Source organism: Nonomuraea longispora (assembly GCF_004348345.1).
Classification (GTDB): Bacteria; Actinomycetota; Actinomycetes; order Streptosporangiales; family Streptosporangiaceae; genus Nonomuraea; species Nonomuraea longispora.
Genome location: NZ_SMJZ01000109.1, coordinates 1 through 14705 on the forward strand (window position 1 = coordinate 1; position 14705 = coordinate 14705).

Genomic DNA, 14705 nt, shown 5'->3' on the forward strand with positions numbered 1-14705 from the left:
GGACGGGGTCGCCGTCGTTGATGGGTGCGGCTCCGGCGATGAAGTTGCTCAGGGCCTCGCCGTGCACGCAGCGCGCCTGGGTCAGGCCCCCCGCCGCCCTGCGGCTCAGCAGGTCGAGGGGGAGGCCGGTGCGGGAGGCGGCCACGATGAGGTTGCCGAAGCGGCGGCCGCGCATGACCCCCGGCTCGGCCATCAGGGCCACGTGGCCGAAGGTGCCCGTCACGGTCGCGAGCAGGCGCCGGGCGAACGCCAGCCCCTTGCCGTCGGCCAGGTTGATCAGCAGGGTGCCCGACGGGCGCAGGACACGCGCGAGGTCGCCCATGTACTCGGCCGTGGCCAGTTCGACGGGCATCGTCGCCCCGGAGAAGGCGTCGAGCACCACCAGGTCGGCAGAGGCGTCCCAGATCTTGGCGGTGCCCTCGCGGCCTCCGTCCACGATGACCTTCAGCCTGGGGATGGAGCGGAGGTTCAGTTGCTCGCGTACGAGATTGACCAGCAGGCCGTCGGGTTCGATCACGATGTGGCGGGAGCCGGGGCGGGTGGCGGCGACGTAACGGGGGATCGTGCAGGCGCCGCCACCCACGTGCAGGCAGCTCAGCGGGCCTTCCTCCACAAGGTCGATCACGTCGGCCATGAGCCGGACATATTCGAATTCCAGAAATGTCGGGTCTTGTAGATCGACGTACGACTGAGGTACGCCATCCTTGGACAGCACCCAGCCGTCCTGCCTGTCCAGATCCCGGAGGAGTTCGATCTCGCCGAACGTCACCGGATAAAGGCCGGGCATCGGTTCCCGCTGTCCACGTGCCACGCTGATCCCTCCTGGGAGAACCGTATGCGACGTCGAAGACTGATGGTGCTCTTTATCGCTTTCGTCGCGATACTGGGTGCGGGCGCGTTCGCCGTGGTGGCGTCGAACCGCGTGCGGGGGAGCGCCTCCGAGACCGCCGCGGCGTATTTCGCGGCGTGGCGCGAGGGCGACATCTCCGGCATGGCCCGCCTGGTGCACCAGCCGCCCTCCGACTTCTCGCAGCGGCACCGCGCGCTGACGGAGCAACTGCACGTCGAGTCCGTCCGGCTCAGCCCCGGCCAGGTGGCGAACACGGGAGACGAGAGCGCCGACGTGCCCTTCTCGGGGGTGCGGCAGCTCGCCGAGCTCGGGGCGTGGCCGTGGGCCGGCGTGTTACGGCTCGGCGTACGCGGGCGGACCTGGAAGGTGTTGTGGTCCCCCGAGACGCTGCACCCGCTGCTCAAGGACGGAGGCACGCTGGAGCTGCGCGAGATCGAGGCGCCGGCGACCGAGCCGGCCACCAGGGAGGGCCACAGGATCCCCAACGACAGCTACGCGGAGGCGTACCTCGATCCCCTCACGACCGAGTTCGAGACCGCCGGCCACGGCTGGGAGCTGGTGTCGAAGGTCCCGGGCCGGCTCGCCACGCGGGTGCTGACCCGCGCACCCGAGGCGAACGTCGTGCGCACCACCCTGTCGCGCGCGGTCCAGGCGGCGGCCGCGCGGGCTCTGGACGGGGTGGACGGCTCGGCGATGATCGTCATCCGGCCGAGCACCGGCGAGATCCTGGCGCTGGCCGACCGCCTCGGTGAGAATGACAGTGCCGTACGCGACGTCTTCCCGCCGGGCTCGGTCTTCAAGACCATCACTGCCGCCGCGCTGCTCGCGTCGGGGCTCGACCCGTCGGCGCAGGTCGAGTGCCCCGGCACGTACACCATCCCGTTCCACCGGGCCTTCCGCAACGACGGCCAGGTGGACCGCGGCGTCGTCAGCTTCACCGACGCGTTCGCCCACTCCTGCAACACGACCTTCGTGGAGCAGGCCACCACGAGGATCGACGCCGACACGCTGCGCGAGACCGCCGACGCGTGGGGGTTCGGCAGGAGCATCGCGACCGGCGTCGGCGGGACCTGCGGCACCGTACCCGGCACCGACGACCTCGACATGTTGGGCGCGGACGCGATCGGCCAGGGTGAGGTGGTCGCCACTCCGCTGTGCATGGCCGCGGTGGCCGCCGCCGTGCAGAGTGGCGTCTGGCGCTCGCCCAGGTTGCTGACGAAGGAGCAGGTACGCCGCATCGACGGCCCGCCGCACGAGGACGTGCCCATGGACCAGGCGGTCGTGAGCGCGCTGCGCGACATGATGGCCGCCGTGGTCGACCGGGGCACGGCCGGCGACGCCGGGCTGCCCGAGGGGGTCGCGGGCAAGACGGGCACGGCCGAGGCACGGGACGGCGAGGGCTCGCACGGATGGTTCATCGGCTACCGCGACGACCTCGCCTTCTGCGTGTTCGTCCGGCACGGGGGATCGGGGCGCCGGGCGGCCGTGCCCGTCGCGGCCCGCTTTCTGCGCGGGTTGTGAGCCCGGTGAGGCCGCGATGAGAGGTCCGTCACATGGGGCCGAACCCCAACCTACGGTACCGTAGGTTGCATGACGACCCTCACCGTCAGGCCACGGCTGCGGGGCTGGTTGCACACCGGAGCATTGCCCGTCACGCTGGTCGCGGGGTTCGTGCTCGTGGCGCTCGGCCCGACCCTGCAGGCCCGCCTGGCCTCCGCGATCTACGCGATCACCTCGGCCCTGTTGTTCGGCATCTCGGCCACCTATCACCGCAGCACGCTGGGCCCCCGCCTGGCGGAGTTCCTGCGCAGGTTCGACCATGCCAACATCTACCTGATCATCGCCGGCACCTACACGCCCTTCGCCCTGCTGGCGCTGGACGGAGCGGCCAGGATCGCGGTGCTCTCCGTCATCTGGGGCGGCGCGCTGGCCGGCGTGTTGTTCCGGGTGTTCTGGATGAACGCCCCGCGCTGGCTCTACACGGTCCTCTACCTTGCGTTGGGCTGGACCGCCGTCTTCGTGATGCCGCAACTGCTGCAGGGCGCGGGCGTCGCCGCCGTCGTGCTGGTGGCCGTCGGCGGCGTGTTCTACTCGGCGGGAGCGATCGTCTACGGCCTGCGCCGGCCCGATCCCGCGCCCCGCTGGTTCGGCTTCCACGAGGTCTTCCACGCCTGCACCATCGCGGCCTACCTGGTGCAGTACATCGCGGTCTCGATCGTGGTCTACTCGCACGGGTGAAGCGTCTCCAGGTCACTGATATTTGACCCGGTGCTGGTCTGTTTCCGGGCGCATCACGGAAAACAGACCAGCATGGGGGATATCGCGAGTTCATGGTGGATGCTGCTGGTACGCGGCCTCGCCGCCATCGTCTTCGGCTTCCTGGCGCTCATCTGGCCGGGCATCACGCTGCTCGTGCTGGTGGTTTTTTTCGCCGCGTACGCCCTGGTGAACGGGGTGTTCGCACTGTTGTCCGGCGTCCGCCACGGAGCCAGGTCGCGAGCCTGGCTCATCGTCTCCGGCATCATCGGGATCATCGCCGGAGTCCTCGCCTTCGCCTGGCCCGGGATCACCTCTTTCGCTCTGCTCTACGTCGTGGCCTTCTGGGCCGTCTTCTCCGGCGTCGCCGAGATCGTCGCCGGCGTTCACCTGCGCAAGGACATCGACAACGAGTTGATGCTCATCGTCGGCGGCGTCCTGTCGGTGATCTTCGGTGTCCTGCTGCTCATCTGGCCGGGAGCGGGCCTGCTCAGCCTGGTCTGGCTCGTCGGCGCCTTCGCCATCCTGTACGGCATCGCCGAGATCGCCCTGGCGCTTCGCGTGAAGAACTTCACTTCTAGCCCTACTGTGCCGTAAATTTTACATATGAGAAGGCGTTCCTCGAAAGGAACGTACGACCCTATGTGGAGGCGCCATGGACGTGCACACCCGCCTTGCCCACCACCTGCTCGTCGACGGCTACCGCCTGGTGCTCGACCTGGAGCTCAGCCGTGGCTCCTGGCTCGTCGACGCCCGCGACGGCCGCCGCTACCTCGACTTCTACACCTTCTTCGCCTCCGCCCCCCTCGGTGTGAACCCGCCCTTCGACGCCGACTTCACCCAGCTCCTCGGCCAGGTCGCCCGCAACAAGCCGGCCAACCCCGACACCTACACCGAGCATCTCGCCGACTTCGTCGACACCTTCACCCGCGTGCTCGGCGACCCCGCGCTCCCGCACCTGTTCTTCGTCGAGGGCGGCGCCCTCGCCGTCGAGAACGCGCTCAAGAGCGCCTTCGACTGGAAGAGCCGCCGCAACGAGGCCGCGGGCCGCTCGCGCGATCTCGGCACCAAGGTCCTGCACCTGACGAAGGCCTTCCACGGTCGCAGCGGCTACACCCTCAGCCTCACCAACACCGAGCCGGGCAAGACCGACCGGTTCCCCATGTTCGACTGGCCGCGCATCGACGTGCCCGCGATCCACTTCGGCGACGTCGAGGCGGCCGAGCAGCGCGCCCTCGCGCAGGCCAGGGAGGCGTTCGAACGCCATCCGCACGACATCGCCTGCTTCATCGCCGAACCCATCCAGGGCGAAGGCGGCGACAACCACATGCGGCCGGAGTTCCTCCAGGCCATGCAGCGCCTGAGCCACGAGTACGACGCCCTGTTCGTCCTCGACGAGGTGCAGACCGGCGGCGGGACGACCGGGACGCCGTGGGCCTACCAGCAGCTCGGGCTGGAACCCGACGTGGTGGCGTTCGCCAAGAAGGTGCAGGTCGGCGGGATCATGGCCGGCCGCAGAGTGGACCTGGTGCCGGACAACGTGTTCCAGGTGAGCGGCCGCATCAACTCCACGTGGGGCGGCGGCCTGGTGGACATGGTGCGCAGCCGGGGCATCCTCGAGATCATCGAGCGCGAGGGCCTGATCCAGCGCGCCGCGACCCTCGGCACCGTGTTGCTCGAACGCCTCACCAAGCTGGAGGCCGAGCACCCCGAGTCGATGGCGAACGTACGCGGCCGGGGCCTCATGTGCGCGTTCGACCTGCCCGACAGGGCCGCCCGCGACGCTCTGGTGGGCAGGCTCAGGGAGGACCAGGGGGTGCTGGTGCTGCCGTGCGGCCCTCGGTCCGTACGCCTGCGGCCGGCGCTGAACATCCTGGACAGCGACATCGACCACGGCATGGCGGCCCTGGCCGAGGCGCTCTGAGCGGCGTCACTGCGTGACGCTGGTGGCGGTGCGGCGCGGCCCGAAGTAGCGCCAGAAGAAGTTGATCAGCACGTTGACCCGGTTGCGCCCGCCCAGCAGGTACGCCACGTGCACGAAGATCCACACCAGCCAGGCGGGCAACCCGCGCATGGTCATCCCGTTGGCGAGCTGCAACACCGCCTCGGCCTTGCCGACGGTGGCCATGATGCCCGGGTCGCGGTAGGAGAAGCGCTGCGGCGGCTTGCCCCGCGCGGCGGCCAGGACCTGCCGGCCCACGTGCTTGCCCATCTGGATCGCGGGCTGGGCGAGCTGGGGCAGCGGGTCCGGCTGTCCGGAAAGGTCACCGGCCACGAAGATCTCGGGATGGTCGGGTACGTTCAGCGCCTCCGTCAGCGTCACCCGGCCGCCCTTGCCCTGCGGCAGGCCCCAGTCGGACACCTGCTTGGGCGCGGCCACGCCGAGCGCCCACACGGTCACGTCGCTCGGCAGCCGGGTGCCGTCCTCCAGGATCACCGCGTCCGGTTCGACGGAGGCCACGGTCGCCCCCAGCCGCAGGCGTACCCCGCGTCTGCGCAGCGCCTCGGCCGCCGCGTCCCGCAGCCGCGGCTTGTACGGCGACAACACGAAGTCGAACCGCTCGACGAGCGTCACGCTGGTCTGGTCGGGGCGGACCTCCGGGTGCGTCAGCGGCGTCGTGTGCCGGCGCAGCTCGGCCAGCGTGCCTGCCATCTCGACGCCGGTCGCGCCCGCGCCCACCACCACGACGTGCGTGCTGTCGCGCCGGCCCGCCGCGGTGTCCTCCAGGTAGTGCTGGAGTCGCCGGCGCAGCGCCGCCGCGTCGCCGAGCGAGTAGATCGGCAGCGCGTTCTCCGGCGCGCCCGGCACGTTGAGCCAGTTGGTGGTGACGCCCGTGGCCAGGACGAGGTAGTCGTAGTCGAGGCCGTTGCCGTCCTCGAACTCCACCCGCCGCTCCGCGGGCAGCACCTTGCTCACCGCCGCCCGGCGGGCCCGCACGTTCGGCCACCTGGCCGCGAAGGTCCTGATCGGGTAGGAGACGTCGGCCGTGCCCATTCCCGCCGTGGCAACCTGGTAGAGCAGCGGCTGGAAGGTCGAGTAGGGGTTGCGGTCGACGAGCGTCACCAGGGCGCCGCCCTTGGCCAGTTCCCGGGTCGCGTTCAGCCCGGCGAAGCCGGCTCCTACGACGATGACTCGTGGTCTTCTGGCCATGTCAGGTCCCTTTCCCCCGCGAACGGCGTCATGCATGCCTATGGCACCGACAGTGGCTTTTAAACCACCACGGGAGAATGAGGGTGCTCTGTGCAGGTCACGCCGGGTGGTCCCCGCCACGGTCCGGCCCGTTCAGGGCGCATGGGGAACGCCCACCGGTGAACCCGTTCCGGTGGGCGTTCCCGGGCGGGCGGCTATTTCTGGCGTGACTGCCACAATCCGATGGCGGTGACCCGTGAGCTGACGCCGAGCTTGGCGTAGATGCGGTTGACGTGGTTCTTCACCGTTTTCTCGCTGAGGAACAGGCGCTGCGCGATCTGGCCGTTGGACTGGCCAGTGGCGATCAGGTCCATGACCTCGGCTTCGCGTTTGCTCAGGGACATGAACACGCTATCGAACGCTGCGTCGTCGACTCTCATCCGGCCTCCGGGGGCGCGAGACGGTCAGATCGCCGATGGCCCCCGTGCTTCCGGCGTTAGCGGTAGACAGCGAGCATAACTCGCATTGTCAGGATTTGGGGGCGTTGTTGGGAGAAAACGCCAACGGCCGGTCCCTGAGGACCGGCCGTTGGGCGAGGGTGAGTGAAGGGACTTGAACCCTCGACATCCAGGACCACAACCTGGCGCTCTGCCAACTGAGCTACACCCACCATGGCCACCGCCGTGTGGTGGCACAGGAAAAGTGTAGCGTCGTTCGGGAGTCTTTACGCCACTCGTTTAGTTGCCGACACGCTCGGCGAGCGATCTGGCCGTGGCCGAATCGGGCCCAGGCTGGGCCACGAAGATCGCGGCGCGGTAGTAGCGGAGCTCCCTGATGCTCTCCGTGATGTCCGCCAGAGCACGGTGTCCGCCCTGCTTCTCGGGGGCGGCGAAGTAGACCCGTGGATACCAGCGGCGGACCAGTTCCTTGATCGACGAAACGTCGATCATCCGGTAGTGCAGAAAGGCGTCGACCCCGGGCATGTCGCGCGCGATGAACGTGCGGTCGGTGCCGATCGAGTTGCCGCACAGCGGCGCCTTCTTCGGCTCGGGCACGTGGCGGCGGATGTAGTCGAGCACCAGCGACTCGGCCTCCGCCAGCGTCACGCCGCCCGGCAGCTCGGGCAGCAGCCCCGAGGCGGTGTGCATCTCGCGCACGACCTGCGACATCTGCTCCAGCGACTCGGGCGGCGGCTTGATGACCACGTCGACACCTTCGTCAAGCTGCCGGAGCTCGCTGTCGGTGATGACACAGGCCACCTCGACGAGCGCGTCGCGCCCGAGGTCGAGCCCGGTCATCTCGCAGTCGATCCAGACCAGCACGTCACTCATTCGATCTCCTCGCACAGCGGCTCGGAGCGATCCGCCCGCTTGTCACCCCACCAGACTAGTGCCACAGGTCATGCGGGCTTGAGCGAGCCGACGACCTCACTCACCACATCGGTGCCCAGATTGTCGGGAACGGAGACGTAGACGATGGCCGGCCGCAGGCCCTGGCCGCGGTCCATGAGCACGATAGCGCCGTTCTCCTTCTTCCACTTGTAGTCCTTGTCCTCCGACACCTTGCTGAAGTCGAGCTCGAACCGCAGGATCCACGCGTCGCGGTCGCCGATCTTCGTCGCCTTGTCCTCGACGATCTTGCTCTCGTGCGGGAGCTGGTAGTACCTGCCGAAGGTCATGAAGACGGCCTTGGCCGTGTCGCCCAGGCCGGAGGCGCCGGCGTAGGGGTAGATCGGGTTCAGCACGCCCGCGAACACGTTGCCGATCCAGTCGCCCTCGCCGTCATAGTTCTCGTGCGAGGTCTTCTGCACCCCGCTCGACCACTTCTGCTGGGTGGGGTCAGGACCGTTGACGGTGTTCGCCTCGGGCACCGTCCAGTCGTCGGGCACCTCGAAGGAGACCCCGGCCTGCGGGTCGGTGACACGGCCGCTCACCGGCTGCGGCAGCTCGGCGGCGCCCTGGCTGGGCGGCGGCTGGATGGAGGGGGGCTCATTGCTGGGCGGCTCCGGCTGGAACGTGTCCGTCGGCGACGGGCCCGCGAGAGGCTCGGTGTCGTTGTTGTTGACGAAGAAGACCCCGGCGACGACGATCAGCGCGACCACCACGAGCGCCGCCAGACCGCCGAACACCCACGGCATCGGGTTGCCCTGCTTGGGCGGCGGGCCGTAGCCCGGCCCCGGCAGCGGGACACCGTCCCACTGGTGCGCCGACGGCGCGGGCTGGCCGTAGGCCGACTGGCCGTACGTCGGCTGCCCGAATTGCAGCGTGGGGTTGGCCGGTGTCACCGGCCCGTCAGGGCCCGGCTGCGGTCCCGAAGGCGAGTGCGGTCCGGAATCGGGAGGCGGCGGACCCGGATCGTGTGACTGCGGTCCTGACGCGTACGGCTGCGGTCCCGAGGGTGACTGAGGCCCCGGACCGTGCGGCTCGAAACCGGGGCGGTTCGGCTGCGGCCCGGTCACCGGCTGCTGGGAGGCGCCGGCAGGTGGATCCTGCGCGTGGGTGGCGTCGGTCCACTGGCTGCCGTCCCACCAGCGGAGCCGGGGCTCTCCATAAGGGTCGGGGTACCAGCCCGCGGGGGTCTGCGTGGTCATGTTCGTCAGATTAGTCCTCTCTCGCGGGAAGCCGGACCCCCGATGCGGGAGGGATCCGCCCGGAGCAGGCGCCGCGCTCAGCACCGGTAGGTGAAGCTCGCCTTGTCCGTACGCACGGGGCCCGGCGTGAGCACGCGCAGCGTCGCCGTGGCCTTGACGGTGCTCTTGCCCTGCAGATTCCAGCGCAGCGGCAGTGTGTACGACGTGCGATCGGCCTCGGTGCGCAGCGTCCCCTTGACGACCTCATCGTCCAGGCTCTTACGCCATTCGTAGGCGATCTCCCCGGACGCCCCGTTGGTGACCACCCTGCCGGTGATCAGGACGGAGCTGTCGCAGCCCTGGGTCTTCTTCGGCGCCGTGACGCCGATCGACACGACCGCCAGGTCGGGCCTCTCGCCCAGTTTGTACCAGGCCAGGATCGCCCCCGCCATGACGGCCGCGAACACCGCGGTGGACAGGATCGTACGCCGCCGCCGTGCCCGCGAGGCCTTGCCCGCCCGCGCGGCGGGTTCGCCGCGCCCGTCCCGCCAGATCCGCTGGGCCGTGGTCTGCGGGCGCCGCGGCTCCGTACCGACTCCGGGCCCGAACTGCACAGGCCCAGGGGTACGGCCCGGAACGTGCAGCAGCGTGACGATGTCGCCCTCGTCGTGCGGCACGACCGGCGCCTGCGCGTACGCGGGCGGCTGGGCGAACGCCGACCTGTCCCGGGCCGCCCTGGCCAGCGCGTCCCTGCTGATCGTGCCGCCCGGCAGCGCCGTGCGCTCGTTGAGCAGGGTGTCCCTGGCGGTGGAGAGGCCGAGGGCGGTGGCCGAGGCGGCGGCGCGGGTGAACAACCCGGCCGCCTGCGGCGTGCTCTGCTCGCAGGAGCCGGCCAGCGCGCGCGCCAGGGACGCCCAGCCGGTCGTGTCCCGCTCGGGCGGTGAGACCTGGCCGCGGACGGTGTCGGACAGGCCGCGCTCCGACAGCAGCGCGGCGCCCTCCGCCGTGATCACCACCGTGCGCGGATGCACGGAGCCGTGCGTCACCCCGGACGCGTGCAGCGCGAGCAGCGTCTGCGCGGTCTCCACGAGTACGGCCGCCGCGCCGTCGGCGGGGACCGGCCCCGCGGCGAGCAGGTCGGCCACGGTGGGGCTGACCGCCTGCGCGGTGAGCAGCCACACCTGGTCGCCGGTGGCCACGACGTCGGCCACCGGGATCAGCCCTGTCAGGCCGGCGAGCACGAGCCGCCGGTCCGTCATCACCGACTGGACCACGCGGTCGCGGACGCCTGGCAGCATGATGATCTTGGGATCGAACAGCAGCGCCCCGGCCCTGCGGCCGTCGGGGGAGATGGCGTCGATCCAGTTGCCGAGCTCGGTCATCCAGGTGTGCTGGGTGAGCCGGAAGCCGGCGATTCCGTTGCCCGGGGCGTTCGCAGGGTTGTCCATCGCCGTTGCCCCCCGCGGGTCTAGCGCTTCCCTCTGTGGCGCCTCGCCTTGCGGCGCTTCACCGCAAGTGTGACCGGAAGCGTGCCCGTCGTCACGAGCCCGGCGGCGAACAACACGGCCTGCGACCGGCCCGCGGCGTCCGGCCTGGGCCCCGCATCGGTGGGCTGCTCGACGGTGGGCTGCTCGTCGGTGGGCTGATCATTGGTGGGCCGGTCGGTGCCCGGTTCGCCGCGCGTCGGTGTCCCGGCCCCCGGCGACTGCTCGCCTCCCGGCCCGTCGGAGGCGGGCGGCTGCGTGGGCTCGGTCGGCCGGTTCGTCGGCACGGTGAAGGTGGGCGCGGCGGACGTCGGGGATGCCGCCGTCGGTGTCGCGGCCGCGGACGCCGTCGCGGGCGGCGGGAGGGCGGTGCCGCTCCTCGTGTCGGGCGGGTCGCTCAAGACCACGAACGCCGACACCACCGCGGCCGCCGTCACCAGCACCAGGCCGCCCGTCACCGCGAACTTCGTCGCGGGCGCCATCGTGGTGTGGAACAGGCTCGTGGAGCCTCCGTCGGCCACCGGCTGGGGCCTGGGCAGCAGCGCGGTGAGCGGCACGGTCAGCAGGCCGAGGCCGGCCCGTCCCCGCCGCTCCCAGTCCTCCCCGTACGAGGCCAGCGCGACGCCCTCCAGTTCGGCCAGGAACGCCCGCGCCGACTCCGGCCTGGCCCCGGGGTCCTTGGCCAGGCCGTGCTCGACGATGGGCCGCAGCGGCTCGTCGACCTCCTCGACCGGCGGCGGGACGTGCTGGTGCTGGTAGGCCAGCGCGGCCACGGTGTCGCCCAGGAAAGGGCGGTGGCCGGTCAGGCACTCGAAGAACACCAGTGTCGCGGCGTACACGTCGGTCGCCGGGCCTGCCGGGGCCTCCTGCCACTGCTCGGGCGCCATGTAGGAAGGGGTGCCGACGAGGTCGGCGGTCTCGCCGACGTGCGCGGCCACGCCGAAGTCGACGAGCTTGCTCTCGCCCTCCTCGGTGATCATGACGTTCTCGGGTTTGAAGTCCCGGTGCACCACGCCGCGCTCGTGAGCCGCGGCCAGGCCGAGCAGCGCTCCCTTCAGCACCACGAGCGCCGACTCCGCTCCGGTCGCGCCCTCGTGCTCCAGCAGCCGCCGGAGCGTGATGCCGTCGACCAGTTCCATCACGATGACGGCGTCGTCGCCGGCCTCGACGTAGTCCAGCACGCGGGCGGTGTGCGGGCTGTCGATCTCCTGGATGACCTGCGCCTCTGCCCTGAACCTGCCGGCGAACTCGGCGTCCTCGCGCAGCGGGCCGGACAGGTGCTTGATCGCGACGGCAAGCCCGTCGGAGTCGCGGACGGCGAGCATGACCCGCCCGGTCCCGCCGTGTCCGAGTTCCCGGATCTCGGTGTAACCGGGAACTTCCATAGGGGACCTCCTGACCCGAAAAGATCCTTATGTCAGGACGCTAACCCCCCGTAACACCGTGTGTCGACCCTCTTCGCCCTAGCGACCGGCCCCCTGCTGCAATCGATATGTTTCCTCCTCCATATAGTAGTTTTGTGGCGATCGACGATCATCTGCGCGAGTGGCTCGGCGTCTGGCCGCCCACGGAAGAACTCCAGGTCACCGGCTCGGCCCGGCGCACCCTGCCCGGCTGGGACGGCCAGATCTACCCGGCGCTCGGCGTACGCACCCCGGAGCGCGGAGTCCTGTCGGTGCCGCCCGAGCATGTGGAGCGCGTGGCCGCCGCACGCACGATGGCGGAGGTGCCCAAGATCGTCGGGTACGCCGAACGCGGCTGGTTCGAAGCCGTCTTCCGGTGGAGCACCCGCCCGGCCCCGCTGGAGGACGCCGGGCGGTGGCTGCCCGCAACCGCCCCGGGCGTGCCCGCATGGTTGCACCCCTTCGACGGGGAGGTCCTGGTGGCCACCGACCCGGGCACGGGCGAGCACCTGGCGGGGGTGGGGATCAAACGGCACGACGCGTACGGGCACGAGCTGTCGGTGGTGACGGCCCCGGCGGCGCGCGGACGAGGGCTGGCCAGACGGCTCGTGGCGCAGGCGGCCCGGCGGGTGCTGGACGAAGGGGCGGTGCCGACGTACCTGCACGCCTTCGGCAACGACGCGTCGGCGGCCGTCGCGCTGGCTGCGGGCTTCCCTGCCCGAGGCTGGACGGCCTTCGGCATCGCCGAACGGTAACGCGCCGTAGGCGTCCGGACGGGCGTCCGGCGGCCGGCGTGGAGCCGCGCGGGCCGGGCGAGGACGCGCGTACGACGCCGGAACGCCCGGACCGGGCGGGAACGGGCGGCGCGAGTGTTCACTCACCGGCGGCCACCGGACACCGAGTCTGCCCGGACGACGAACCCGGTAGCGCCCATCAGGCGGCGGGGCGGGCCCGGGTGCCGGCGAGGTGCCGGCGGACGTTGCGGGCGGCCGTGCGGCCGGCGCGGTTGGCGCCGATCGTGCTGGCGGACGGGCCGTAGCCGACGAGCTGGAGCGCGGGTTCCTTGACCACCTGCGTCCCGTCCACCATGATGCCCCCGCCCTGCTCCCTGAGCCGCAGGGGCGCGAGGTGGTCGAGGGCCGAGCGGAAGCCGGTGGCCCAGATGATGGTGTCGGCCTCGAGGGTACGCCCGTCGTCCCAGGCGACACCGTGCTCGGTGATCCGGTCGAACATCGGCAGCCGGTCGAGCGCCCCCTTGGCGAGCGCCTCACGCACGACCGTGGTGTAGGGCAGGCCGGTGACGCCGACGACGCTCTGCGGCGGCAGGCCGGCGCGTACGCGTTCCTCCACCATGGCCACGACCTCCCGCCTGGCGCCCTCGTCGAAGTCGTCCCTGAAGAGGGGCGGGCGGCGGGTGAACCACGCCGTCGTGGCGGCGACCCCGGCCGTCTCCGACAGCACGTGCATCGCCGAGGCGCCGCCGCCCACGACGGCGACGTGCCGGCCGGCGAACTCCCCGGGCCCGCGGTAGCTCACGTAGTGGAGCGCCCGGCCGCGGAAGCCGGCGGCTCCCGGATAGTACGGCCAGTAAGGCCGCGTCCACGTGCCGGTCGCGTTGACCACGGCCCTGGCCGCCCACTCCCCCGCGTCGCCCGAGACCACGAGCCGGTCACCGTGACCGCGGCGTACGGAGGCGACCCTGACCGGCCGCAGCACCTCCAGCCCCTGCTCGCGCTCGTAGTCCGCGTAGTAGCCGGGCACGACCTCGGCGGCCGGCCGCCGGCCCGCGCGGTCCGGGGGGCGCCGCAGGCCGGGCAGGTCGAAGATGCCGTGCACCTTGTCCATGGTGAGCGTGGGCGAGCGGTGCCGCCACGCGCCCCCAGGCCCTTCCGCCGCGTCCAGCACGACCGGCTCGAGACCGAGCCGGCGCAGAAAGTACGCGCTGGACAGCCCCGCCTGCCCGGCGCCGATCACCACGACCTCGCTCTCCTCCACGAACAGAGGCAACCATTTCCACGCCCACGATCTTCCCGATGGGGATAGACCTGATGCGGCCTGCCGTTCGCAGCGTCGGACGGCGACGCCTGGTTGCCGCTCAAGCCCCGCGATCCGTCCAGACCCCGGTGCGGGCGGCGTCGTGGACGTAGTCGGCGAAGTCCCTGGGCCCCCGTCCGAGGGCGCGGTGGACGCCGTCGGCGAGGCGGGCCCTGCGGCCGTCGAAGACCTCGGCCATGAGATCTGCCAGCGGTTGGGCGAAACGTTCCGGTGTTCCGTGTTCGGTCAAGGTGGTGGCGAACTGCTGCTTACTGACCGGCACGTAACGGATCGTGCGCCCTGTCCGCCGTGCGATCTCGGCGACCGCGTCGGTGAATGTCAGAAGTCGTGGTCCTGTCACTTCGTAGGTCTCGCCGGTGTGGCCATCTTCGACCAGTGCCGCTGCCGCGACGTCGGCGATGTCTCGGGCGTCGGTGAACGGCTCGGCCACATCGCCTGCCGGCAGGGCCACCACCCCTGCCCTGATCGCGTCGGTCAAGACGTCCTCGCTGAAGTTCTGGGAGATGAAGCCGGTGCGCACGACGGTCCATTCCGCGCCGCAGGAGCGCACCTCCTGCTCGCAGCGCTCCGCTTCACGTGCACCGCGGTCCGCCAGCAGTACCAGCCGCCGCACGCCGCAACGCACCGCGAGGTCGGAGAACGCACCGACGGCCTGCGCGGCCCCGGGGAAGCCGGCGTCCGGGTGGTAGGCCACGTACACCGACCGCACACCGTACAGGGCGCGCTCCCAGGTGGTCGGCTCATGCCAGTCGAAAGGCGGTGTACCGCTGCGGGAGCCGATCCTCACCGGCAGATCCCGCGACACCAGCCTGGCCACCACGCGACGTCCGGTCTTACCCGTTCCCGCGAGAACCAGCGTCCTTCCGTGTTGTGTTTGCGCCATGCAGCCAGTACACGCCACCAGGATCAGACAGTGAATAATCAATCCACTCAATCGCGTGCTTGAACGTCTAATCTG

General features: G+C 70.9%; 14 protein-coding genes and 1 tRNA gene. 5 read left to right on the forward strand and 10 right to left on the reverse strand.

Translation table 11 applies throughout. The annotated features are described in order from the left end of the window. On the reverse strand, positions 1–811 hold an 811-nt coding region (locus E1267_RS25835), incomplete at its 3' end, for a spermidine synthase (protein ID WP_246064258.1). Between the two features lie 24 nt (positions 812–835). Between E1267_RS25835 and E1267_RS25840 the strand changes: the two genes are divergently transcribed. The 4 genes from E1267_RS25840 to lat all read left to right on the forward strand — a co-directional run bounded on the left by E1267_RS25840 (position 836) and on the right by lat (position 5030). After that, on the forward strand, positions 836–2371 hold the full coding sequence (locus tag E1267_RS25840; protein ID WP_132335829.1) for a penicillin-binding transpeptidase domain-containing protein: 1536 nt from the start codon (positions 836–838) through the stop codon (positions 2369–2371). A 69-nt stretch (positions 2372–2440) separates the two neighbouring features. Beyond that, positions 2441–3088 (forward strand): PAQR family membrane homeostasis protein TrhA, encoded by a 648-nt coding sequence (gene trhA, locus E1267_RS25845; RefSeq protein WP_132335831.1) that lies wholly within the window; start codon positions 2441–2443, stop codon positions 3086–3088. Positions 3089–3160: 72 nt separating this feature from the next. Next, complete coding sequence (locus tag E1267_RS25850) at positions 3161–3703, forward strand: HdeD family acid-resistance protein (RefSeq protein ID WP_132335833.1); 543 nt, start codon at positions 3161–3163, stop codon at positions 3701–3703. Between the two features lie 58 nt (positions 3704–3761). Further along, positions 3762–5030: an L-lysine 6-transaminase gene (gene lat / locus E1267_RS25855; protein WP_132335835.1), complete on the forward strand. Its 1269-nt coding sequence runs from the start codon at positions 3762–3764 to the stop codon at positions 5028–5030. Positions 5031–5036: 6 nt separating this feature from the next. Here lat and E1267_RS25860 read toward each other — a convergent pair whose 3' ends face one another. The 7 genes from E1267_RS25860 to E1267_RS25890 form a co-directional block, all read right to left on the reverse strand. After that, positions 5037–6257 carry an NAD(P)/FAD-dependent oxidoreductase gene (locus E1267_RS25860; RefSeq protein WP_132335837.1) on the reverse strand — a complete coding sequence of 407 codons (1221 nt, stop codon included), beginning with the start codon at positions 6255–6257 and terminating at the stop codon, positions 5037–5039. 194 nt (positions 6258–6451) lie between these two features. Then, on the reverse strand, positions 6452–6676 hold the full coding sequence (locus tag E1267_RS25865) for a helix-turn-helix domain-containing protein (RefSeq protein ID WP_132335839.1): 225 nt from the start codon (positions 6674–6676) through the stop codon (positions 6452–6454). Positions 6677–6833: 157 nt separating this feature from the next. Further along, positions 6834–6906: transfer RNA gene (locus E1267_RS25870), tRNA-His, on the reverse strand. Positions 6907–6973: 67 nt separating this feature from the next. After that, on the reverse strand, positions 6974–7567 hold the full coding sequence (orn, locus tag E1267_RS25875; protein ID WP_132335841.1) for an oligoribonuclease: 594 nt from the start codon (positions 7565–7567) through the stop codon (positions 6974–6976). A 68-nt stretch (positions 7568–7635) separates the two neighbouring features. Continuing rightward, complete coding sequence (locus tag E1267_RS45795; protein ID WP_220449680.1) at positions 7636–8826, reverse strand: DUF2510 domain-containing protein; 1191 nt, start codon at positions 8824–8826, stop codon at positions 7636–7638. A gap of 77 nt (positions 8827–8903) precedes the next feature. Then, positions 8904–10253 carry a protein kinase family protein gene (locus E1267_RS25885; RefSeq protein WP_132335843.1) on the reverse strand — a complete coding sequence of 450 codons (1350 nt, stop codon included), beginning with the start codon at positions 10251–10253 and terminating at the stop codon, positions 8904–8906. A gap of 20 nt (positions 10254–10273) precedes the next feature. Then, complete coding sequence (locus tag E1267_RS25890) at positions 10274–11674, reverse strand: protein kinase domain-containing protein (protein WP_132335845.1); 1401 nt, start codon at positions 11672–11674, stop codon at positions 10274–10276. Between the two features lie 134 nt (positions 11675–11808). On the opposite strand from E1267_RS25890, the gene E1267_RS25895 reads away from it, so the two are divergent. Beyond that, positions 11809–12447: a GNAT family N-acetyltransferase gene (locus E1267_RS25895; RefSeq protein ID WP_246064259.1), complete on the forward strand. Its 639-nt coding sequence runs from the start codon at positions 11809–11811 to the stop codon at positions 12445–12447. Positions 12448–12625: 178 nt separating this feature from the next. On the opposite strand, the gene E1267_RS25900 is transcribed toward E1267_RS25895, so the two are convergent. Together E1267_RS25900 and E1267_RS25905 are read right to left on the reverse strand one after the other, a co-directional pair. Continuing rightward, positions 12626–13699 (reverse strand): FAD-dependent oxidoreductase, encoded by a 1074-nt coding sequence (locus E1267_RS25900; protein WP_220449681.1) that lies wholly within the window; start codon positions 13697–13699, stop codon positions 12626–12628. Positions 13700–13787: 88 nt separating this feature from the next. Beyond that, complete coding sequence (locus tag E1267_RS25905; RefSeq protein ID WP_246064260.1) at positions 13788–14681, reverse strand: NmrA family NAD(P)-binding protein; 894 nt, start codon at positions 14679–14681, stop codon at positions 13788–13790. Between the last annotated feature and the right edge of the window lie 24 nt (positions 14682–14705).